This window comes from Pseudomonas sp. PDM01 (assembly GCF_014852325.1).
GTDB classification, from domain to species: Bacteria; Pseudomonadota; Gammaproteobacteria; order Pseudomonadales; family Pseudomonadaceae; genus Aquipseudomonas; species Aquipseudomonas migulae.
Genome location: NZ_JACVBK010000009.1, coordinates 128,483 through 149,458, shown reverse-complemented (window position 1 = coordinate 149,458; position 20,976 = coordinate 128,483). Strand labels below are relative to the sequence as shown.

Genomic DNA, 20,976 nt, shown 5'->3' with positions numbered 1-20,976 from the left:
AAGACGATGAGTTGAATCAGGCGCCGTTGGCCTGAAACTTCTTTTGCAACTCGACCAGCGCCGGTGACGCGGGCGTGATGTGGTTGCGGGTCTGCGCCTCGATCAGCCAGCCGCTGCGGTGCAGTTCCTTGACGATCGGGTCGAGCCTGGCCTGGGTGTCGCTTTCACCACGACGGGTCCAGATCACCGAAGGCGCCGGGTTCAGTTCCGGGGAGATCGCTCGGTAGTCTTTCCATTCGGCACTGTCGGCGATCAATGGATTGACCAGCGTGGCGTCGTGCACGGCGGCGACGCAGTTATTGCCGCGCAACGCCAGCAAGGATTCCGACGAACTCTTGAAGGCTTTGATCTCGACGCCCAACTCGGTGAGCGGCTTGACGTAGCTGCTGCCTTGCGAAGTGCAGACCGGCTGCCCCTTGAGGTCTTCCCAACGGCTGATCTTGCTGTCCTTGAGCACCGCAGCGGTGCCCCCGACTCGGTAAAACGGCGTCGGCACAAAACCGAGAATCTCGCCGCGTTCCGCCGTCCATTCCATGTTGGCGATCAGCAAATCGACTTTGCCCTGCTGCAGAAACTGCACGCGGTTGGCCGGCAAGACAGGCACCAGTTCCACTTCAGCGCCCAACTGGCGACCCAGTTCCTGAGCGAGTTCGACGTTCAAGCCGCGCGGCTTCTGGGTAGCCGGATCAATCCCGCCAAACGGGCCGCCCGACAACAGCACGCCGACCGCCAGCGCATGACGCTGCTCGATCTTGTCCAGCGTCGCGTCAGCCTGGGCAGCCGTGCTGGCGGCCAGTGAGACCAGGGCGCCCAACATCACAGGCAATATTCGTTTTACAGGTGTGCGCTCGAACAACATGGTTTTTCCCCCTCATGGATGATCGGCGTCCCCCGACCTGATGTGGGGGATCCTAGGTACAGCGTTGGTGTAACGGAAATTCAAATATCTAATATCGTTATAACTTGGTGTTTAGCGCTGAAAGGCAGAACGGCCATAACCCCTGTATTTGCTGCTTAAAACCCCATTCACACTGAAGAACTCAGAAAAAACACATAACGATTCTTAATGCTTATGTTTAAACTCGTGATGTAAAAACAGCCCTGGAAACGCCCATGTCGACCCTGCCCACGCTTGATCTCGAATTGCTGCGCACTTTCATCGCTGTGGTGGATCACCACAGTTTTGCCGAGGCCGGCGCGCAACTGGACCGCACGCAATCGTCGGTCACCCAACACATGCAACGCCTGGAGCAACAGGTCGGGGTGAATCTGTTCGAGAAACGCGGACGGCAAAAACAACTGACGGAAGCCGGGCTGCAGTTGCTGCGTCACGCACGGCAGATGCTCTCGCTCAACGACGAAGCCTTGAGTTCCCTGCGTGAAAGCAGCTTGAGCGGCGTGTTGCGCATCGGCTCGCCCCATGACATCGCCGACACGATCCTGCCGCCGATCCTCAGCCACATCGCTCGCTCGGCGCCGCGCTTGCGCCTGGAAATCGACGTCGGTCGCAGCCCGTTCCTGATGGAAGACCTGCACCGGGGCAAGGTCGACATGGTGATTTCCACTCGCGAAGACCCGAACCTCGAAGGCTTTGCCTTGCGCACCTCGCCGGTGTGGTGGATTTGCTCGGCGCAATACCTGCACAACCCCGGCGAACCCTTGCCGCTGATTCTCGTGGATGAGCCGAGCATCTATCGGCGCTATGCGCTGGAAGCGCTGGAACGCGCGAACATTCCCTGGCGCCAGGCGTACCTGGCGTCGAACCTGATCGGCATTAAAGCGGCGACGCGCGCGGGACTGGGGGTCACCCCCCGAAGCATGGAAATGCTCGGCCCGGACATGCGTGTGCTGGGTGAAAATGATGGATTGCCGCGACTGCCGGACGTCACTTACTACCTGTGGATCCGGCCAAACACCGCCAACCTGATCGCGCGCAAGGCCTATGACCTGATCCGCGCGAGCCAGGGCCTGTCGTTTTCTTGAACGTCGATTCAGAGCTTGGCAATCGAAACCTCGGTGGATTTGACGAAGGCGATGACTTCGCTGCCCACCCTCAATTCGAGGTCGCGCACCGAGCGGGTGGTGATCACCGAAGTGACGATCCCGGATGCGGTTTGCACATCGATTTCCGAGACCACTTCGCCTTCGACGATTTCCTTGATGACGCCCTTGAACTGGTTGCGAACGTTGATCGCTTTGATGGTCATGATGCGGCTTCCTGTGTGATGTCGAACGCATCCGAACGGATGTGCAGGCGCCCAAAGTGCACCTCCCGGAACGACATTAAAAGGAATATATAATTATCTATTTATATCTTTTGGAAATATAAGACCTCGCCCGTATTTGCAGCGCACGCCAACCCTGTAGGAGCCAGCTTGCTGGCGATGGCGATCTCACGGACGCCATCGCCGGCAAGACGGCTCCTACGGATCGGGGGAGGATTCGGGATTGGGGGTTCACGCTAAACCTGTAGGAGCCGGCTTGCTGGCGATGGCGATCTCACGGACGCCATCGCCGGCAAGCCTGGCTCCTACAACATCGCAGGGGAGGATTCGGGATTGGGGTTCACGCTAAAAACCTGTAGGAGCCGGCTTGCTGGCGATGGCGGTCTTGCGGGCGCTATCGCCAGCAAGCCGGCTCCTACGGATCGGGGGTGTGTTCGGGATTGGGGGTTCACGCCAAACCTGTAGGAGCCCGGCTTGCTGGCGATGGCGATCTGGCGGACGCCTTCGCCGGCAAGCCTGGCTCCTACAACATCGCGAGGGGATTCGGGATTGGCGGTTCTCGCCAAACCTGTAGGAGCCGGCTTGCTGGCGATGGCGATCTGGCGGACGCCTTCGCCGGCAAGCCTGGCTCCTACAACATCGCGGGGGGATTCGGGATTGGGGGGGGCTCCTACAACATCGCGGGGGTGTTCGGGACTGGGTTTACGTCGGGTTGAGACAGGCATGAAAAAGCCCAACCTGAAAAGGTTGGGCCGAGGTGTTGAACATGCATGTGTTTCCATTCACTGGCGCGTATCCATCATTTTGTCGGCGAGCGCCTTGGCTCTTTCAATCAACAGATTCTGCCTGTCCTCATGAGTGGCCCCTCCTACAACCGGCGCCGTCAGATTGCTTTCCGCAATCAGCGCAGCGCAAAAATATTGATCCCAGACAGCTTTGTCCGCGGACGTCTGTGCGGTCATTCGGTCGGCAATCATCTCCGGCTCCTCCTGATGAAGTAGCACTGCCAGTTTACGCCCGATTCAAGCACATCCAAATGTCACCATTCGTCGCTAATGTAGACGCGACAAAGAATTGCCACAGCCTCTGGCGCAGGGATTGCAATCGCCGGTCGTAATCGCCCGGAAACGACGTAATTCTGACGCGACAACCATCAAATCAATATTTTGGACGCCAGCCATGCGCTGGGTCTTTTACCCGGAGATGTAACGTGTCAACTCTCAACGAAATCGCAGCGAACCACGCGAAAATGGCGAAAAAACTGGCGGGAGAGTCGACCGAAATGTGTGAGCGACAGCCGCTGGTAGTGGGTGGGTTTGAGGTCACTTCCGTTGTTGATGAGCAACCCCATGTGCCAATGCACCTCATCGTTGCCGGGCAGGACAACCACCTCGTCCAGGCTGCTGGCTACTTGCCCTGAGTTATTTCGACAGACTCAACGACATCGCCGCGATGTTTACGCAGACCTGAAACGAAAAAAGGGATCAAGCATCTGGATGCATGATCCCCTTTGACGGATATGAAACAGCGGACCTCGCGATCAGTGGTCAGGGTTGACGTGGCATCCGCCGCGCCTTTCAGCTCGATTCGCTTTCCCGGATGAGCTTCTTGTTAATCTTCCCGACGCTGGTTTTAGGGATCTCGGCGACGAACCTGAACCGCTTGGGGATCGCCCATTTATTGATACGGCCACACTCGACAAACCCTTGCAGGTGCACCTCCAGCATCTTGCGGTCGAGGTATTGCCCAGGCTCGCACACCACCAGCGCCATCGGCCGTTCGCCCCATTGCTCGTCCGCAATGCCCACGACTGCGACCGACATGACGGCCGGGTGTTCGCTGATCAGGCTTTCCAGTTCCAGGGAGCTGATCCACTCCCCGCCCGTCTTGATGACATCCTTGATTCGATCTTTGATTTCCACCCCTCCCAAAGGGTCAATGGAGGCCATGTCGCCGGTGTGCAGCCAGCCGTTGTGCCAAAGCTCTGCCCCCTTTTCGGGCTCCTTCAAATAGCCTTGGGTCAACCAAGGCGCGCGCACCACGATCTCGCCCAGGGACTCTCCGTCATGGGCAACGTCATTGCCATTGGCATCGATGATTTTCAGGTCGACCATCGGCACGGTTGTGCCAGTCTTGATGCGGGTCGCCAGTTGGGCTTGCGTGGATTGTGCGAGGTCTTCGTCGCGCAGGTAAGTCAGGCACAGCAACGGGCAGGTTTCCGACATGCCATAACCGCTGTGTACCTGAATACCTTTGGCACTCGCTTCACTGGCGATGCCCAAGGTCAGCGCGCTGCCGCCCAGAAGCATTTTCCAGCCATCAAAACGAGTCCGTTGCGCTTCCTCGCAGTTCAGGATCATTTGCAAAATGGTCGGCACACAGTGGGAGAACGTAACCTTCTCCTCTCGATACAGCCTGACCAGGCTGTTGGGCTCGTAGCGGCCGGGGTACACCTGCTTGATGCCCATCAGGGTGGCGACATAGGGCACACCCCAGGCATGCACGTGAAACATCGGTGTGATCGGCATGTAGACATCGTCGGAGCGCAGCAGCGGCAACCCCTGGTAGACGCCCAAAGTGCCCACGGCATTCAAGGTGTGCAAGACCAATTGGCGGTGGGTGAAATACACGCCTTTAGGGTCGCCGGTAGTGCCCGTGGTGTAGAAAAGGGTCGCCACCGAGTTTTCATCGAAATCGGGAAAGTCGTACTGGTCTGCGGCCCCGGCCAACAGGTTTTCATATTCCCCCAGCACCGGCAGCGACGTGGGAGTGGCTGTGTCGTCCGTAAGCTGCAAGTAACCTTTGACGGTGTTGAGTTGCCCCTGAATCTGTTCAACCAGAGGCAGGAAATCGTCATGCACGAGCACCAGGTCGTCCTCGGCATGGTTCATGGTGAAGAGCACCTGATCCGGCGAAAGACGAATGTTCACGGTGTGCAGCACCGCGCCGATCATCGGCACGGCAAAGAAACATTCCAGGTAGCGATGGCTATCCCAGTCAAGCAGGGCCACCGTGTCCCCGGCCTTGACGCCGGCAGCGGTCAAGGCGTTGGCCAGCTTGCGTATCCGCTGGTTGAGCGTCTGGTAGCTGTAGCGCAGCTTGTCGGCATACACGATTTCCCGGCCCGGCTCGTAGCGCACGCCGGACAACAACAATTGCTTGATCAGCAAGGGATAGGCGTAGGCGCCGTCGGCGGGCGGAATTATTTTTGTCGCCATCATGGTTGTGGTTCCCGGTCCTTTTTTACGTGAGCTCAGAACTGCTCTGCATCCAATTTATAGAGGCATTCGCTGCCAGCCTTGGCCGACGCGCTCAACGAGTGGATACGTGGCAGCAGACGGGCGAAGTAGAAGCGTGCAGTGGCCAGTTTGCTGACATAGAACGCGTCCTTGGAATGCGTGCTCATGGCCGCTTTGGCCATTCGCGCCCACATGTAGGCGTACGCGGTGTAGCCGAACACGTGCAGGTATTCGACCGAAGCCGCGCCGATTTCATTCGGGTTGTTCTGGGCTCGGTCCAGCAACCATGCGGTCAGTTCGTCGAGGGTGTCGACGGCGGCGTTCAACGGTCTGGTGAACTCGCCGAGGTCAGCGCAGGCATTGGCGGTAAAGTTGCGGATCTCCGAAGCGAACAGCCGGTAGAGCGCCCCGCCGCTGCCGACGATTTTGCGCCCGGCCAGGTCCAGTGACTGGATACCGTTGGTGCCTTCGTAGATCTGGGTGATGCGCACATCGCGAACCAATTGCTCCTGGCCCCATTCGCGGATATAGCCATGGCCGCCGAAGATCTGCTGGCCATGCACGGTGGTTTCCAGCCCCATGTCGGTGAGGAACGCCTTGGCCACAGGGGTCAGAAGCGACACCAGTTCCTGGGCGCGACTGCTGATTGACTCGTCTTCGCTGTACTTGGCGGTATCCAGCTGCAGGGCCACGTAGCTGGAAAACGCCCGCCCGCCTTCGTTCAAGGCCTTCATGGTCAACAGCATCCGTCGTACATCCGGGTGAACGATGATCGGATCGGCGGCTTTGTCCTTGTTCTGCGCGCCCCTCGGCGAACGGCTTTGCAGGCGGTCACGGGCGTATTCGACGGCGTTCTGGTACGAGCGTTCGCCTTGCGCCAGGCCCTGAATACCCACGCCCAGACGTTCGTAATTCATCATGGTGAACATCGCCGCCAACCCTTTGTTCGGCGCGTCGACGATCCAGCCGGTGGCACCGTCAAAATTCATCACGCACGTGGCGGAGGCCTTGATGCCCATCTTGTGCTCGATGGAACCGCAGGACAGCGAGTTGCGCTCGCCCAGCGAGCCATCGGCATTGACCAGCACCTTGGGCACCAGGAACAGCGAAATGCCTTTCGGTCCCGCCGGTGCATCCGGCAAGCGCGCCAGTACCAGGTGAATGATGTTTTCGGTCAGGTCGTGCTCACCGCCGGTGATGAATATCTTGCTGCCGCTGATCTTGAAACTGCCGTCGGCCTGAGGTTCGGCACGGGTGCGAATCAGGCCCAGGTCTGTGCCGGCATGCGCTTCGGTCAGGCACATCGAGCCGGTCCAGGTGCCGTCGTACAAGTTCGGCAAGTAGGTGGCTTTCAGTGCTTCGCTGGCGTGAGCATTGATCGACAGGCACGCGCCGGCCGTCAGCATCGGGTACAGGCCGAAGGACAGGCTGGCCGAATTGACCATCTCTTCGACCTGGGCCGAAATGGCTTTGGGCATGCCCATGCCACCGAACCGCGGATCGCCACCTACGCCCACCCAGCCACCTTCGGCAAAAGCCTTGTAGGCGGCGGCAAAACCATCCGGTGCCGTCACCGAGCCATTGCTCCAGGTGCAGCCTTGTTCATCGCTGCTGCGGTTCAGCGGTGCAATCACTTCGGCGCTGATCTTGCCGGCTTCTTCGAGGATCGCGGCGGCCGTTTCTTCATCGATCACCTCGGCCAGGCCAGGCAATTTGGCCCACAACCGGGACACCTGGAAAACCTCGTTGAGTACGAAGTGCATGTCACGCAAAGGAGCTTTGTAATCAGACATCGTTGGCTTACTCGGAAGTGGTCAGGGCATGAGGCATGCCCGGACGTTGAGAGATTTCGGTGTTGTCGGCTTGCGCAACAGGGCCGGGCGCCAGCGCCCGTTCGCGCAACAGGAAATAAGACAGGGCAGGAATCAGCACCAGCGCACCCAGCATGTTCCACAGGAACATGAAGGTCAGCAGGATGCCCATGTCGGCCTGGAACTTGATCGGCGACCAGACCCAACACACCACGCCAGCCGCCAGGGTGATGCCCACCAGCCCGACCACCCGGCCGGTGAAGGACACCGCGTTGCGGTAGGCCTGGGACAGCGGCAAACCCTGGCGCTGGAAGTGCAGTTGCACGCTGAGCAGGTACAAGGCGTAGTCAACACCGATGCCCACGCCGAGGGCGATCACCGGCAAGGTCGCAACCTTTACGCCGATCCCCATGGCGACCATCAGCGCTTCGCAGAGGATCGAGGTCAGTACCAGCGGCAACAACGCCACCAGCGTGGCGCGCCAGCTGCGGAAGGTGATCAGGCAAAACAGCGTCACTGCCGCGTAGACGTAAAGCAACATGGTGCGATTGGCTTCGCGCACGACGATGTTGGTCGCTGCTTCGATGCCCGCGCTGCCGGCCGCCAACAGAAACTGACGATCTTCGGTGCTGTTTTCCTTGGCGAACTTGTCGGCAATCGCCACCACCGCATCCAGCGTTTCAGCCTTGTGATCCTTGAGGAACGTGATCACCGGCATCAGCGAGCAGTTGTTGTTGAACAGCTCAGGCGAGTTGACCGAAGCCTGCTGCGCGGCGTAGTTGAGCACGTCCTGGTTACGCTGGATGCTGTTGAGCTTGGGGTTGCCTTCATAGGTGCCGGCAGTGATCTGCCGCACGGCGTTGACCAGCGAGGTCGTCGCCTGCACGCCTGGATACTGTTGCAGCTCCCAGGCCAAACGATCGGCAAGAACCAACGTCTTGTAGTTCAGGCAGCCTTCCGGCGCAGTCTTGATCATCACCGCAAACAGGTCGCTGGACAGCGCGTAATGCTGGGTGATGTAGGCGTTGTCGCGGTTGTAGCGCGAGTCGGCACGCAGCTCCGGCGCACCGCTTTCGAGATCGCCGATCTTCAGGTTGAGGCTGACCATGAAGCCGCCGATGCCCATCAACACGGCGACCAATACTGCGCCGGTCGCCCACTTGGCGGTGGTGAAGCGGTCGAGCAGGTCCCAGAGTTTGCCGAAGCCCTTGTGGTGTTCGGCGCGGGTGTCGATTTTCAGCGCGCGTTCGGCAGCCTTGGCGCCAACACCGACATAGGACAGCGCCACCGGCATCAGCAACAGCGAGGTGAAGATCAGCACCGCGACGCCGATGCTGGCGGTGATCGCCAGGTCCTGGATCACCGGAATGTCGATCAGCATCAGCACTGCAAAACCCACGGCGTCGGCCAGCAACGCGGTGACGCCGGCAATGAACAAGCGGCGGAAGGTATAGCGCGCGGCAATCAGTTTGTGAGTGCCCCGGGCGATGTCCTGCATGATGCCGTTCATCTTCTGTGCGGCGTGGGACACACCAATGGCGAAGATCAAAAACGGCACCAGCACCGAGTACGGGTCGATGGCATAACCGAGCCAGGCGACGATACCCAGCTGCCAGACCACCGCAATCAGCGAGCAGCCGACCACCAGCAACGTGCTGCGCACGCAACGGGTGTAGGCATAGATGATCGCCAGCGAAGTGATGACCGCCAGGCCGAAAAACATCATCACCTGAATCAGGCCATCGATCAGGTCGCCCATCAGTTTGGCGAAGCCGATTACCCGAACCTTGTATTGGCCCTTGCCCTCTTCCCCGGATTTGCGCGCCGCGCTGTCGCCGGCGAATTCGATCTTGTCGCGCAACTGCTCTTCGAGCATCTGCGAGAACGCGTGATAGTTGATGGGCTGACCACCGGCAGCGGCTTTGTCCAGCAGCGGCACGATCAGCATGCTCGACTTGAAGTCACTGGCCACCAGGCTGCCGACCAGACCGGCGCGGGAGATGTTCTGGCGTAGTTGCTCGATTTGTTCAGGCTGACCGGAATAGGTATCGGGCATCACCGGGCCACCCTGGAAACCATCCTCGGTGACTTCGGTCCAGCGCACCGCCGGGCTCCACAGGGATTTCATCCACGCGCGGTCGACGCCTTCGGTGAGGAACAGCTGGTCGTTGACCTGCTTGAGTACGTCGAGGTAAGCGGGGTCGAAAATATCGCCCTGGGTGTTCTCGACCACCACGCGCACCGAGTTGCCCAGGCCACGCAGCGACTGGCGGTTCTCCAGGAAATTCTGGATGTACGGCTGGCTCTGCGGAATCATTTTTTCGAAGCTTGGGCGCAGCTCCAGGCGTGTCACGGCCATGAAACCCAGCACCACGGTGGCCATTGCCATCAGCAGCATGAACAGCGGCCGATAGTTGAACACCCACCGTTCGAGGAGGTTGCCGGAGTGCTGATCGAAATCCCGCAGGTCGCGGATTACCGGCATGGCGTCTTGTTTGATATTGCCCATGTCTGGGTTCTCGCTCTTAGGGTTCGAGGGCTAGCGTCTGGGCGCCACGGCTGCCCGCGACCACCAACGCACCAGCGGCGGACTGGGTAACACCGGCGACCGGGGTCGGCACCGGTTGGCGCAGCAGGTGCAATTGCGCGCCCGTGCCCTGGCTGACCAGCATCTGCCCACCCAGGGTGAACAGGCGGTAATCGCCACGGGCATCGATCAGGCCAGCGGTGATGCTGACGTGCAGGCCGGTGTCGAGTGCCGTCCAGTTTTGGCCGCCATCGGTGCTGCGCAGGACGTTGCCGCGCAGGCCATAGACGAGCGCTTCGCCAGGCTTGCCGAGCACGCCGAAAAAACTGCCTTGATACGGCGTCGGCACGGCGCTGAAGCGTTGGGTGTTGTCATCCCATTTGAGCAACAGACCTTGTTCGCCGGCGATGTACAACGCGTCGCCGGTGGAAGCGATGGCGTTGAGGTGAAAACCTTGCGGGTTGTCTGTGCGATCCTGAAATGGCGTCCAGCTTTGGCCACCGTCCTCGGTGCGCAGGATCAGGTTGAACACGCCGACCACATAACCGACTTTGTCGTTGGCAAACCATGTGTCGAGCAGCGGTTTGTCTGCGCCCTGCTCGATCAACCGCTGGCCTTCGGCAACCAGCAACGGCCATTGTTCATTGCCCGGTTCGGCACTGGCCAACGCCGTGTAATGCTTGACCAGCAAGGCGCCGATCTGACGGCCGTCGAGTTGCTTTTGCCAGGTCGCGCCGGCGTCGCTGCTGTGCAGCACCACACCGTCGTTGCCCACCGCCCAACCTTGGGTGGTGGTCGGAAAGTTCACCGCCGTGAGATCGGCACTGACCGGCACTGCTGCCTGCTGCCAGTGCTTGCCGGCATCATCGGAAAACAGAATATGGCCACGCTGACCGACGGCGACCACGCGTTCACCGGCGCGAGCCATGCCGGACAACGGACTGTTGATGGCCAAGGCACTGACCCTGGCGGGCAGGTCCAGCACATCGACGTAATCAGCCGCGAGGGTGACGCCCTGCAACAGGCCGAGCACAACGCCAAACGCCACCTGCAAATAATTCTTATACGAACACATACCGCGTCCTCTTCGGAAAACCTGGCGCCCACGCCGTCGGCGCACGGTCCACCGCCTTGTGAGCGGTGGACCTTGTAGGCGCTTTTTTGCGGTTGGCTTAGCGAATGCCGCTGCCGGCCAGGGATTCCGAAGACCACTGGGCCTTGGAAAGCGGATCGATGTACTTGATGCCGCCATAAGGCCCGACCACGCCGTTGATGTTGTAAGAACCACCGACCAGGTCGTAAATCATGAAGGGCGTGGAGTCCGGGACCTGCTTGTCGTAGCTCTGGCTGAGGAAGGCGAAGGAGCCACGGTACAACTGACCACGAGCGTCGTATTGATCCGAGGCCAGAGCGGTCCAGCTGTCTTCATCAAGGTAGAAGCGGCGCTTCTGATAAATGTGGCGGGAGCCGGCCTTGAGGTTGCCCTCCACCACCCAGACGCGGTGTTTTTCCCAGCGCACGAAGTCCGGTGCCAGGTGATTGGCGGTGGTCAGCGACTTCGGATCCTGGGCGTAGGTCAGCTTGTAGGTGTTGTAGGGCACAATCATTTCCTGCTTGCCCACCAGCTTCCAGTCGTAACGGTCCAGCGCGCCGTTGAATACGAAAACGTCGTCGTAGGTGCCCGCGCCGGCGGTGCCTGGGTTAGGCGTGTCGTAAGCCAGGTTCGGTGCCAGTTTGACCCGACGCTGACCCGGCAGGTACTGCCAGGCGCGGCGCGGTTGCTGCAGCGGGTTGGCGGCGTCCTTGAGCATCACCGCTTCACCGGCCCGGCGTGCAGGGCCGGTGTACGACAGCTTCATCTGGTAGTACACGTCGGCGCTGCTGATTGGCTGCGCCAGGTTTTCGTAGATCGGGTAGGAGATGAACGCCTGCCCGGTGGTGGCCAGGCTCGGCACGCCGGCGGAGTCAACGTTCCAGGAGTCGTACTTGGAGTTGATGCTCACGCCTTGATAGCGCAGCAGGAAGTTCCACATCGCTTCGCTGCCCGATTGCGGGATCGGGAACGGCACGCCCGGCAGCACGTTATCGATGGCCAGACCGCCTTCGAGGGACTTGGCGCCGCTGGCATTCTTCACGCCGTTATCGAGGATGGCTTTTGGCAGCGAAACGGTGCGGTGGGTCGGGTATACATCGACACGGTAAGTCGGGAAACGCTTGGCCAGTTCCACCGTGGTAGCACTGAGCATGCCCTTGTACTGATCGACGTTTTTGCCGTCGATGACCAGCAACGGTTTTTCACTGGCATACGGATCCGGGCGCATGCTGTCACCGGATTTGAAACTGGCCGGCGGCGTGGTCAGGCCACCGTCGTAGGCAGGGATGGAACCATCAGCGTTCCCGGCCTTTTCGGCGCCCACCAGGGTCAGGCTACTGCCCAACTTGGCAGCGTCCTGGGTTGAAACAGCGGCCTGTGCCTGAGCGGCCAGGACCATGGCCAGCGAAGCGGCCAACACGGTTTTTGCGAATTTCATCTTGTTATTCTCCTGCTTGCATTGAGCAAATCAGTGTTGAATCAAAAAGTGGTTTTCATCGTCAGGTAAACGGCGCCACGGTCCTCAGTCGTTGCACCACCACCGGAAAAGGCTGAGTAGCCACCGGCGAAACAGGCGTAGTTTTCGTTACCGCTAAAGGCGTTCGGCGCAGCGCCGTCACCTCCGGTCGGGCCGGTACTCACACCACTGACATTGCACTTGTCGGTCTTGCCGAAAGAGTCCACGTACTTCAGGTCGACAAAGTATTTGTTGTACACAACGGCCCCGAGACCGATGGCGTAGTTACCGGTGTCTTTGGCACCGCCACCGGAGACCGGTGAAACGCCATCGAGACCGACGTTGATGGACATCGGCGCGTTGAGGTCGACACCGGGAAACACCTGGTACCAGGTCGGTGTGAAGTTGACCGCGATGCCCCAGTTGTCCCGGGTTGGCTGGTCGATACCGCGGTAGGTGCCCTTGCCTTTGTAGAGCGCCTCGTTCTTGCTATCGAGCTTGAGCAGGTTGCTGTAATACAACTCGCCAAGCAGGGTTGCCGAATCGAATACAGGCGTTTTGGCAATGGTCATCAGACCGTTGAGCGTCCAGTGCAAGGTGTCGCCGGTGGCGGCCATGCTGTCGCCCTTCTGCGGGGTGTCATAAACCACACCGGTGGCAGCCGTACGCGCCGGCAACAGGCCAAGACCCGCGCCCAGGCCCAGCGGACTGTTAGTGCTGACAACTGCCGGAATACTCGCCAGCGGCATGTTGTGACGAATGTTCAGGTCCGAACCCACGCTCACCCCGCCCACATCCTTGGACAGGCTCAGGCCAACGATCTTGATGTTGTCGGCATAGGCCATTTGATAGGTGGCGGTGCTCAGCGAGTTGAGCGTATTGATCACCGCAGGCACTTGCCCTGCCGGCCGGGTGCCGTTCGGGTTGGCCGAGCTCAGGCCTCGGGCATCCAGCCAGGCTTGCGGGAGGATTTCCGAGGTTTCGCGGTAGTAGACGCCGAGGGTGCCATCCAGCCAGGCTGGCGACCACTTGGCCATGAGGCCCCAGTCGCCGCGCTTGTCCGGCGTCAGGTCATGCCCGCGACGCACGTTGGTCAAGCCGTTGCACGGCGCCAGGCCGCAACCCAGAGGGCTGCCAGGCACGACAGCATTAGTGTTACCCAGCAGGAACGACTGCGCGCCGAAACCGACCAGGTCGGAGCCGCCGTAGTAGGTGCCGGCTTCCGGCAGGCGTGCGGCGTCCCAGTCGAGAAAGTACTGGGCGGCCACGGTCAGTTCGGGATTGATCGTGAAGGACATCGACAGCTGATTGCGCGGAACGAACAGCTCCTTGGCTTCTGTGCCCGGCGACGCGGCCAGCTTGGCCAGGTCCAGGCCGGACTGGCCGTAGCTGATCGAATGCACCGGGTTGAGAATGGTCTCGCCCCAGAACACGTTGTGCTGGCCGGCCTTGAAGCTCAGCATCGACTCCTCGCCCACTTCGGTGCTGTAGAACACGAAGGCGTCGAGGATTTCACCGGACGGACCGGTGTAGTAACGCTGGGCATAGTTGCTCAGGTGCGGGCTGCCGTTGCCGACGTTGTCATTGGTGACCCCGGCCAGGCGCGGGTCGTTGGCGACCAGGCCCGAGGTTGAACCGTTGCCGTTGACGAACGGGTTCGAATTGGAACCGGTGTTCTCGTAAGCCTTGTCGTACCAGCTGGCGGCGCTGACGCGAAAGCCCATGTGGTTCTGGTAGACCACGTCCATCTCGGTCAACAGATCGACGCGGTTGGTGATGTTGGTCCCGGCCTTGCGGAAGTTGTAGTCGCCGTCGTTGTTGTTGGGCGTGCCCAACATGCGCTTGTCCGCGCTTTCAGTGCGTACGCCATAGTTGTACTTGATGGTGTTATCCAGGCGAACGGTCCAGTCCGGGTTACCTGTCTCGATCTCTGCCGCATGGGCCATCGGCACCGTTGCCGCGAGAATGGCTGAGGCCAGCAAGGTGTAGCGTGAAGCGGTGAACCCGTGACTCTTATTGTTGTGCATTGCGTTGTCTCCGCCATTTTGTATTTGTTTTAAGCGCAGCCGCCCTCGCGCACCCTCTTGTTCCAGGGGTTTGCGTTTTTCAGGAGTGAGGGCAAATGCCGGATGGCGCGAGCCAACCGGCGCCTGAACTAGCGATCCAGCTCGAGGATGAGGGCTTCGGCTTGCGGCCAGTGCCCGTACCCGGCAGCAGGATTGAGATGACCGACATCGCCCAGATTGAGTAGCTCACTGCCCCAGCCTTCAGCCAGGTGCGTAACGGCTTCCAGGCTGGCGAGGTGGTCGTTGGTACTGGCGGCCACCAGGCTGCGAAATGGCAGCGGCCCTTTGGGTAGAGGATCCCAACCCTGGCTACGCAGGGTTTCAGGCGATGGGTAGCCTGACGGCCAAGGGGCATCGAGGTCAGGTGGAGCAGCCAGCAGCGCGCCCTTGATCGGCCGGCGGTACTGAGCGGCCCAGTGCGCGACCATCAGTACGCCGGCGCTATGGGCGACCAGGATCACCGGCCCGTCGATCTGCTCCAGCGCGTGCTGGATCGCTTGCACGCGCTTGTTGCAATCGAGCTTGTCGGTCTCCTGCGGCGGCACACTACGTACCTTGCTCAGCCTGGCTTCAAGCAACGTCTGCCAATGTTCGGCAACGTGCTCGCGCAGGCCCGGTACGATCAGAACGGTTGCGGCAGTTTGCAGTTTGTCCACTTCAGCACCTACGCTTTCTCGATGACTCGACTGGCTCTGTGGCCAGGGGCTTTTTGTAGGACTGACATTAAAGAGCGCCCACCCCAGGCGCTTTTCATTGGACGTCAGGCACTTTTCTTTTCATGACAGATTTCCAGGTATTGGCGCGCGCCGACCACTGGTCGAAAATCCCCACAGGTTCTCTGTAGCTCACTGTAATCAATGGGTGTGCGTCGATTGCTCCACGACAACGGAGGTGATTGCGGACAGAAACTGGCGAGCGCCCTCGACAACATCGCAACTGTTCAATCGCTGATGTGCTGGATATAGTCGCCACGCTCATCTGAATCGCAACCGGCCCAGGAAAGACCTTCGCATGCCCAAGCTTGTTCGCGCCGCCGTCTTGACCAACTACCTGGAGGTTACTCAGTACCTGGGGTTCAACCCGCGCGATGTGCTGGCCGGCGTCGGCTTGAGCAAAGCCCTGCTGCAAGCCCCTGAACATCGCATTCCCATCGATGCCGCCGTGCGTCTGCTGGAGGATTCAGCCGCCGCCAGCGGCTGCCAGAACTTCGGCCTGAGCATGGCCGAGTCGCGCCAGCTCTCGGACTTCGGCGTGGTCAGCCTGCTGCTCAGCCATCAGCGCACGCTGCGTGATGCCTTGCAGGTGGTGGTGCATTACCGGCACTTGATGAATGATTCGCTGGCCATCTTCATTGAAGAGGCCGGCAAGATGGTGATCATTCGCGAAGAGGTGGTCACCGACTCGCCGATGCCCAGTCGACAGGCCACCGAGCTTGCCATCGGCGTGATGTTCCGCCTGTGCGCCGCCCTGCTCGGCTCTCACTGGCATCCCTACAGCGTCAATTTCACTCACCAGGCCCCCGACAACCTTCAACTGCATCGTCGCCTGTTCGGCTGCACCCTGGAGTTCGGCAGTGAGTTCAACGGCATCGTCTGCGCAGGTGCCAGCCTGGACATGACCAACGCCAATGCCGACCCGGCCATGGCCCGCTACGCCCAGAGCTACCTCGATTCGCTGCAAAGCCACCAAGGCACTTCGATGCTGTTCGAAGTGCGCAAGGCCATCTACCTGCTGCTGCCCATGGGCCGCGCTACCATCGAGCAAGTCGCGCAGAGCCAGGGCATGAACGTTCGCACCCTGCAACGTCGCCTGAAGGATGATGGCTGTGCGTTCAACGATGTGATCAACGATGTGCGCCGCGACCTGGTGCTGCGTTATCTGGACAACCCGAATTACACGCTTGGTCGCATTGCCGACATGCTTGGCTACTCGATGGCGAGTTCGTTTACGCGATGGTTCATCAGCCAGTTCGGCATGCCGCCGGCGACGTGGCGGGTGCAAAAGCAGGGTTCGGCAAAAGCCCCGACGGACGCTGCCCCGCCCAAACCCTACTGATATCGCGCCTGTTGTAGGAGTGAGCCTGCTCGCGATGGCTTTGCGTCAGGCGATATAGGTTTTGATGGTGTACATATCCATTGCTGCGGTAACGGCCGCTATGGGTTTCGCCCTTACGGCGAGTCACTTGCAGAAGCGGCAAGTAACCAAGCGCTCTTGCCCCTTTCGTTCGGTGCCTCGCTAATGCTCGGCATGCCCTCGCTCCGGCCTCTCGAGGGGGCGTGTAGCTCAAGATCAAAAGCTGAAGGCGAGCTAACGCTCGGCCTGATGAGTGGTGAAAATCAAAAGCATACGTGCCCCCTGTAGGAGCCGGCTTGCCGGCGAAAATCGTTTGGGCAATGCGTTCATTCAGACAGCCCGCGTTATCGTTGACGTCCATCGCCAGCAAGCTGGCTCCTACAAGGGAAATGCGTATGTGTCTGGATAAATACGATCAACTGTAGGAGCCGGCTTGCTGGCGATAGCGGTGGGTCTGTCGACGCATTTATTGACTGAACAGACGCCATCGCCAGCAAGCCGGCTCCTACAGGGGATCGGTGTACATATCCGGAATGAGGGAACACGCGCACCAAAGAGCCAGGTCGGCTTTCAGGCCGCCTCGGCGGCTGTGGCGGTCGTCGCCCCCTCGAGAGGCCGAGCGCAGGTTCTGCGCAGTGGGCAACCCGGCATGGATGCCGGGTTAGCCGCCCCCGGCCATGGATGGCCGATGGCGGCGGGCCCACGGAGCAGGACCGGAGCGAGGGCATGCCGAGCATTAGCGAGGCACCGAACGAAAGGGGCAAGAGCCCTTTGGTTACTTTGGGGCTTTTCCAAAGTGACTCGCCGTAAGGGCGAAACCAATAGCCGCCGCATCCGAAAAAACGGATATGTACTCAGACAACAATCCCCCACAAACTTTGACACAGCATGGATCAACGTCGGCAAAGACACCGATGGAGATCAACGATGACACGGGAAGCCTGGCCTCTGATCCTTCCCCAGCAAACTCGCACCGGGCAAAAAAAAACGGCGACTGCTGGCACAGTCGCCGAAAAAAACCGGTGTTGTCGACACCGGTCGAGGACACCACCACAGTGAGGAGTCAACCGCGGCGCAGCCCTCTGTCAAAAAGCGTTATGCGTCGGGTGTCAAAGCCCCCAGTGCAGCAACAACAGCACCAGCACGACGAGGAACACCGTCTCCCCCACCATCAACAGGATCGGCTTGATACCCACCGCCGCCAGCTCCTTGAGCTGGGTCTTCATGCCCAGGGCACTGATGGACACCACCAGGCACCAGCGCGACAGCTCATTGATCGAGCCCTGCACCACCGGGGCCACCCAGCCGGTGCTGTTGATGCACGCCAGCAACAGGAAACCGACGGCGAACCACGGCAGCAACGGTGGTCGCTTGCCGGTCGGATCGGCGCCCTGCATGCGGGTGATCATCGCGGCGGTGACGATCACCGGCAGCAGCATCGCGACCCGCATCAGCTTGACCACCGTGGCCGTATCGCCAGTCTCGGTCGACATGCTGTAACCGGCGCCGACCACCTGGGCCACGTCGTGGATGGTCGCCCCGAGAAACACCCCGGCCACTTGCGGCGACAGTTGCAGCCAGTTGGCAATCATCGGGTACACGATCATCGCCAGAGTCGACAGCGCCGACACCCCAATCACCGTGAACAACGTCGCGCGTTCTTTCTGCGGATGATTGGGCAGCGCTGCCGCCAACGCCAACGCGGCCGATGCACCACAAATTGCCGTGGCCCCTCCGGTGAGCATGCCGAACAAACGCTGAAAGCCCAGCGCCTTGGCAGCGATCACTGAAACGCCGATGGTCACCACCACCAGAATCACCACCAGCGCCACTGGCTTCCAGCCCAGCGCAGCCATCTGTTCAAGGGTGATGCGCATGCCCAGCAGCGCCACGCCGATGCGCAACACGGTGCGCGCCGTGAACTCGATGCCGGCCTTGCAGGCACCGTCGCCGGCCAGAAAATTCAGGGCCATGCCCAATAGCAAGGCAAACAGCATCACCGGCGCACCGTAGTGCTCGGACAAAAAAGACGCGGCCGCCGCCACGATCAGACTGACGACAAAACCCGGCGCCAGTTCGCGCGTTCGGCTGTGGATACGGGTGAGAGCGATGGCGTTCATGGCGCGGCCTCCTCGGGAACAATGACGATGAATGCCTGACCGTCGATGATCTCGACCGGGTAGTTGGCGACTTTGACTGCGGTGGAATTGAGCAGGTAACCGCTGCGCAGATCGAAGCGCAGACCATGGGCGCAACACTGAATCACTCGCCCCTCAAGTCGCCCGCCACACAGCGAGGCGCCCTGGTGCGGGCAACTGTCGTCGATGGCGAACAAGTCACCTTCGACGTTGAACAGCGCCAGGCTTTTGTCATCGAATTCGAACAGTGCACGACCGCCGACCTGCGGGTGTTTGCCGGCAGGCACGGGGATACGCCGGGTCATGCAGGTTGCCGCTCGTAATCACTTTCTTTCAGTGCCTGGCTCATGGCCCCGAGCAACACCGCTGCAGGTTGCGCGCCCACCACCGTCATGCGGCGATCGAACTGAAAGCCCGGTACGCCACTGCTCGCCTCGGGTGATCCGGCAAATGGCGTGGCGTCGCCCGTCAGGCAGTCAGCCAAGACCTGCGCATCAATGCCGCAGGAGCGGGCAATGGCGAGCAAGGTCTCGCGGCAACCAAGGTTTTCGCGTTTGCGGAAATAAGCGGCGAACAGCCGCTCAAGCAACATTTCACTCTGGGCAGCGTTGCCCAGCGCGCTGACCCGCTCGAACAGACGATGGGCGTCTGCGGTATTGGGCATCGTCTCGATCTGGCCGAGGTCGATGCTCAGTCCAACCGCCGCGGCAGCCTTTTGTACCTGGGCCTGGCGCATGGTCATGGCATCGGCATTGCCCAGGCGCTTGCGGTAGAAATCGACGAAGGGCTCACCTTCCAACGGCAACTGCGGCAGCAACTGCACGCCATGCCACTGCGTGCTGATCTGCACATCCGGATGGCGACTGCGAAACTGTACCTGCGCATGCTCCAGTTGGCGTTTGCCGATCAGGCACCAGGGGCAGATAAAATCGAAAAACACATCAATCTGTAGACGACGACTCACAACTTCACCTCTAACCCGGCCTGGCTGACGGGGTCAGGCACGCGCTGACCCTGAAGGCGGGCAATATCTTTGTGGTAATGACACTTGGCATAAAAGAACACGGCCGCTGCCGCGAGGCTGACCAATGGCACCAGCTGGAAAGCGGCATGCAGGCCGATGAGGTCCGACACCCTTCCGGTGATGAACGGCCCCGGCGCCAGTCCCAGCATGTTGTTGGCCAATGTCAGCGTGGCGAAGGCCGTGCCATGGACCGAGTAATGGGTCAGGTTGGCGACCATCGCGCCAGCCGGGCCGGTGGTGCCGGTGGCAATCAGCATGCCCAGGCAAATCAGTGCCAGTTGCATAGGCCCTGCCGTCATTGCGAACGCCGCCGACAGCAGCAGGCAACTGCCCAGGCAAAAGGCGATGGCCAGGCTGACCTTGCGTTCCGGCGAGTTGCGACACAGCCGATCGCTGAGCATGCCGCACACAATCATCCCCGCACCGCTGCACAGCACGATGATCGCCGCCATGGCGCCGGCTTTGTCCGTCGGCATGTCGTAGTAGCGATTCAGGTAGCTGGGAATCCACACCATCACCGTGCCGCCGACAAACAGCTGCAAGCCGCTGGCGACGTAGGTCGCTACCACCGAACGACTGGACCACAGCGTACGCAGCGGACGCTTGGCCCCCGCGACAGCCTTGGCGACCCGTTGCGGAGCGATGCGCGCTTCCTTGACGATGATCGGATAAAGCATCGCCAGCACCAGGCCAAACAGCGCCATGCCGGCGAACGACCAGCGCCAGCCCAGCTTGGCCGCGATGGCACCGCCCAACGCCATGCCCAGCACCGAGCCGAACATGCCGCCCGCCATGAACGCGCTGGCCAGGGTGGCGCGCATGTGTTTCGGAAACACCGAAATCACCACGGCGATACCGACGCTGCCATAAGCCGCTTCACCGACGCCGACCATGAACCGGGCAATGAACATTTGCTGGTAATCCTGCGCCAATGCGCAGCCCAGCGTGGCCAGGCTCCACAGCAGCGCCATCAGCGCCAGACTCTTGACTCGTCCAAAGCGGTCAGCCATCAACGACAGCGGGAATGTCAGCAGGCCGACCATCAAGGCAACAATACCGCTGAGCAACCCGAGCTGGCCGTCGCTCAAGGCCCACTCGCTCTTGAGCAGCGGGAACACCGCGTTCAGCACCTGACGCGACATGTAATCGGAAATCAACAGGCCGAACGTCAATGCAAAAACGATCCAGGCATATTGGCGCGAAACGCCGACGCAACCTGCGTCGTCATCGTCAGCGGCGATTGGGTGAAAGGCCATGCAGCCTCCTCAATGCTTTTATTTATTGTTGTTATCAAGCGTGTTGCAGTGCGGTGGACGAGAGGTTG

Annotated in this window: 17 protein-coding genes; 3 read left to right on the top strand and 14 right to left on the bottom strand. The window is 60.5% G+C overall.

Features of this window, described 5'->3' with window-relative positions:
• Window positions 1-16: 16 nt before the first annotated feature.
• Entirely contained in the window at window positions 17-859 is an 843-nt protein-coding gene (locus IB246_RS22410) for a transporter substrate-binding domain-containing protein (RefSeq protein WP_008041181.1), read from the bottom strand.
• A 254-nt stretch (window positions 860-1,113) separates the two neighbouring features.
• Here IB246_RS22410 and IB246_RS22405 point away from each other — a divergent pair, with 254 nt between their 5' ends.
• A complete protein-coding gene (locus IB246_RS22405) occupies window positions 1,114-1,983 on the top strand; it encodes a LysR substrate-binding domain-containing protein (protein WP_008032824.1) in 870 nt (289 codons plus the stop codon).
• An 8-nt stretch (window positions 1,984-1,991) separates the two neighbouring features.
• Here IB246_RS22405 and IB246_RS22400 read toward each other — a convergent pair whose 3' ends face one another.
• Complete coding sequence (locus IB246_RS22400; protein ID WP_008032823.1) at window positions 1,992-2,207, bottom strand: TOBE domain-containing protein; 216 nt, start codon at window positions 2,205-2,207, stop codon at window positions 1,992-1,994.
• An 800-nt stretch (window positions 2,208-3,007) separates the two neighbouring features.
• Window positions 3,008-3,202, bottom strand: coding sequence for a hypothetical protein (locus tag IB246_RS22395; protein ID WP_008032821.1), 195 nt, complete (start codon window positions 3,200-3,202; stop codon window positions 3,008-3,010).
• A 233-nt stretch (window positions 3,203-3,435) separates the two neighbouring features.
• Here IB246_RS22395 and IB246_RS22390 point away from each other — a divergent pair, with 233 nt between their 5' ends.
• Window positions 3,436-3,645: a hypothetical protein gene (locus tag IB246_RS22390; RefSeq protein ID WP_008032820.1), complete on the top strand. Its 210-nt coding sequence runs from the start codon at window positions 3,436-3,438 to the stop codon at window positions 3,643-3,645.
• A 157-nt stretch (window positions 3,646-3,802) separates the two neighbouring features.
• Here IB246_RS22390 and IB246_RS22385 read toward each other — a convergent pair whose 3' ends face one another.
• The 7 genes from IB246_RS22385 to IB246_RS22355 all read right to left on the bottom strand — a co-directional run bounded on the left by IB246_RS22385 (window position 3,803) and on the right by IB246_RS22355 (window position 15,073).
• Window positions 3,803-5,446, bottom strand: coding sequence for a fatty acid--CoA ligase (locus IB246_RS22385; protein WP_008040957.1), 1,644 nt, complete (start codon window positions 5,444-5,446; stop codon window positions 3,803-3,805).
• Window positions 5,447-5,478: 32 nt separating this feature from the next.
• The gene (locus IB246_RS22380) at window positions 5,479-7,257 is read right to left on the bottom strand and encodes an acyl-CoA dehydrogenase C-terminal domain-containing protein (RefSeq protein ID WP_008040959.1); all 1,779 of its coding nucleotides are present in this window, start codon (window positions 7,255-7,257) and stop codon (window positions 5,479-5,481) included.
• A 7-nt stretch (window positions 7,258-7,264) separates the two neighbouring features.
• Window positions 7,265-9,784 (bottom strand): efflux RND transporter permease subunit, encoded by a 2,520-nt coding sequence (locus IB246_RS22375; RefSeq protein ID WP_008040960.1) that lies wholly within the window; start codon window positions 9,782-9,784, stop codon window positions 7,265-7,267.
• A 16-nt stretch (window positions 9,785-9,800) separates the two neighbouring features.
• On the bottom strand, window positions 9,801-10,877 hold the full coding sequence (locus IB246_RS22370) for a WD40/YVTN/BNR-like repeat-containing protein (RefSeq protein ID WP_008040961.1): 1,077 nt from the start codon (window positions 10,875-10,877) through the stop codon (window positions 9,801-9,803).
• Between the two features lie 97 nt (window positions 10,878-10,974).
• Entirely contained in the window at window positions 10,975-12,333 is a 1,359-nt protein-coding gene (locus IB246_RS22365; protein ID WP_008032811.1) for a DUF1329 domain-containing protein, read from the bottom strand.
• Between the two features lie 41 nt (window positions 12,334-12,374).
• Window positions 12,375-14,378: a DUF1302 domain-containing protein gene (locus IB246_RS22360; protein WP_008040962.1), complete on the bottom strand. Its 2,004-nt coding sequence runs from the start codon at window positions 14,376-14,378 to the stop codon at window positions 12,375-12,377.
• 128 nt (window positions 14,379-14,506) lie between these two features.
• Complete coding sequence (locus tag IB246_RS22355; RefSeq protein ID WP_008040963.1) at window positions 14,507-15,073, bottom strand: RBBP9/YdeN family alpha/beta hydrolase; 567 nt, start codon at window positions 15,071-15,073, stop codon at window positions 14,507-14,509.
• A gap of 355 nt (window positions 15,074-15,428) precedes the next feature.
• Here IB246_RS22355 and IB246_RS22350 point away from each other — a divergent pair, with 355 nt between their 5' ends.
• Entirely contained in the window at window positions 15,429-16,472 is a 1,044-nt protein-coding gene (locus tag IB246_RS22350) for an AraC family transcriptional regulator (protein WP_008040964.1), read from the top strand.
• Window positions 16,473-17,599: 1,127 nt separating this feature from the next.
• On the opposite strand, the gene IB246_RS22345 is transcribed toward IB246_RS22350, so the two are convergent.
• Genes IB246_RS22345 through IB246_RS22330 form a run of 4 tightly spaced genes read right to left on the bottom strand, consistent with a single transcriptional unit; the run spans window position 17,600 to window position 20,908 of the window.
• Entirely contained in the window at window positions 17,600-18,610 is a 1,011-nt protein-coding gene (locus IB246_RS22345; RefSeq protein WP_008043853.1) for a YeiH family protein, read from the bottom strand.
• Entirely contained in the window at window positions 18,607-18,933 is a 327-nt protein-coding gene (locus tag IB246_RS22340; protein WP_008043850.1) for a Rieske (2Fe-2S) protein, read from the bottom strand. The genes IB246_RS22345 and IB246_RS22340 overlap by 4 nt, the downstream gene beginning before the upstream one ends.
• Window positions 18,930-19,592, bottom strand: a complete 663-nt coding sequence (locus IB246_RS22335) for a DsbA family oxidoreductase (RefSeq protein ID WP_008043848.1) — start codon at window positions 19,590-19,592, stop codon at window positions 18,930-18,932. The genes IB246_RS22340 and IB246_RS22335 overlap by 4 nt, the downstream gene beginning before the upstream one ends.
• Entirely contained in the window at window positions 19,589-20,908 is a 1,320-nt protein-coding gene (locus tag IB246_RS22330; protein ID WP_008032908.1) for an MFS transporter, read from the bottom strand. The genes IB246_RS22335 and IB246_RS22330 overlap by 4 nt, the downstream gene beginning before the upstream one ends.
• Between the last annotated feature and the right edge of the window lie 68 nt (window positions 20,909-20,976).

What these genes read in the sequence shown, in the direction of transcription:
- IB246_RS22410 (WP_008041181.1), bottom strand. Translation starts at nt 859, where the DNA reads ATGTTGTTCGAGCGCACACCTGTAAAACGAATATTGCCTGTGATGTTG.
- IB246_RS22405 (WP_008032824.1), top strand. Translation starts at nt 1,114, where the DNA reads ATGTCGACCCTGCCCACGCTTGATCTCGAATTGCTGCGCACTTTCATC.
- IB246_RS22400 (WP_008032823.1), bottom strand. Translation starts at nt 2,207, where the DNA reads ATGACCATCAAAGCGATCAACGTTCGCAACCAGTTCAAGGGCGTCATC.
- IB246_RS22395 (WP_008032821.1), bottom strand. Translation starts at nt 3,202, where the DNA reads ATGATTGCCGACCGAATGACCGCACAGACGTCCGCGGACAAAGCTGTC.
- IB246_RS22385 (WP_008040957.1), bottom strand. Translation starts at nt 5,446, where the DNA reads ATGATGGCGACAAAAATAATTCCGCCCGCCGACGGCGCCTACGCCTAT.
- IB246_RS22380 (WP_008040959.1), bottom strand. Translation starts at nt 7,257, where the DNA reads ATGTCTGATTACAAAGCTCCTTTGCGTGACATGCACTTCGTACTCAAC.
- IB246_RS22375 (WP_008040960.1), bottom strand. Translation starts at nt 9,784, where the DNA reads ATGGGCAATATCAAACAAGACGCCATGCCGGTAATCCGCGACCTGCGG.
- IB246_RS22370 (WP_008040961.1), bottom strand. Translation starts at nt 10,877, where the DNA reads ATGTGTTCGTATAAGAATTATTTGCAGGTGGCGTTTGGCGTTGTGCTC.
- IB246_RS22365 (WP_008032811.1), bottom strand. Translation starts at nt 12,333, where the DNA reads ATGAAATTCGCAAAAACCGTGTTGGCCGCTTCGCTGGCCATGGTCCTG.
- IB246_RS22360 (WP_008040962.1), bottom strand. Translation starts at nt 14,378, where the DNA reads ATGCACAACAATAAGAGTCACGGGTTCACCGCTTCACGCTACACCTTG.
- IB246_RS22350 (WP_008040964.1), top strand. Translation starts at nt 15,429, where the DNA reads ATGCCCAAGCTTGTTCGCGCCGCCGTCTTGACCAACTACCTGGAGGTT.
- IB246_RS22345 (WP_008043853.1), bottom strand. Translation starts at nt 18,610, where the DNA reads ATGAACGCCATCGCTCTCACCCGTATCCACAGCCGAACGCGCGAACTG.
- IB246_RS22340 (WP_008043850.1), bottom strand. Translation starts at nt 18,933, where the DNA reads ATGACCCGGCGTATCCCCGTGCCTGCCGGCAAACACCCGCAGGTCGGC.
- IB246_RS22330 (WP_008032908.1), bottom strand. Translation starts at nt 20,908, where the DNA reads ATGGCCTTTCACCCAATCGCCGCTGACGATGACGACGCAGGTTGCGTC.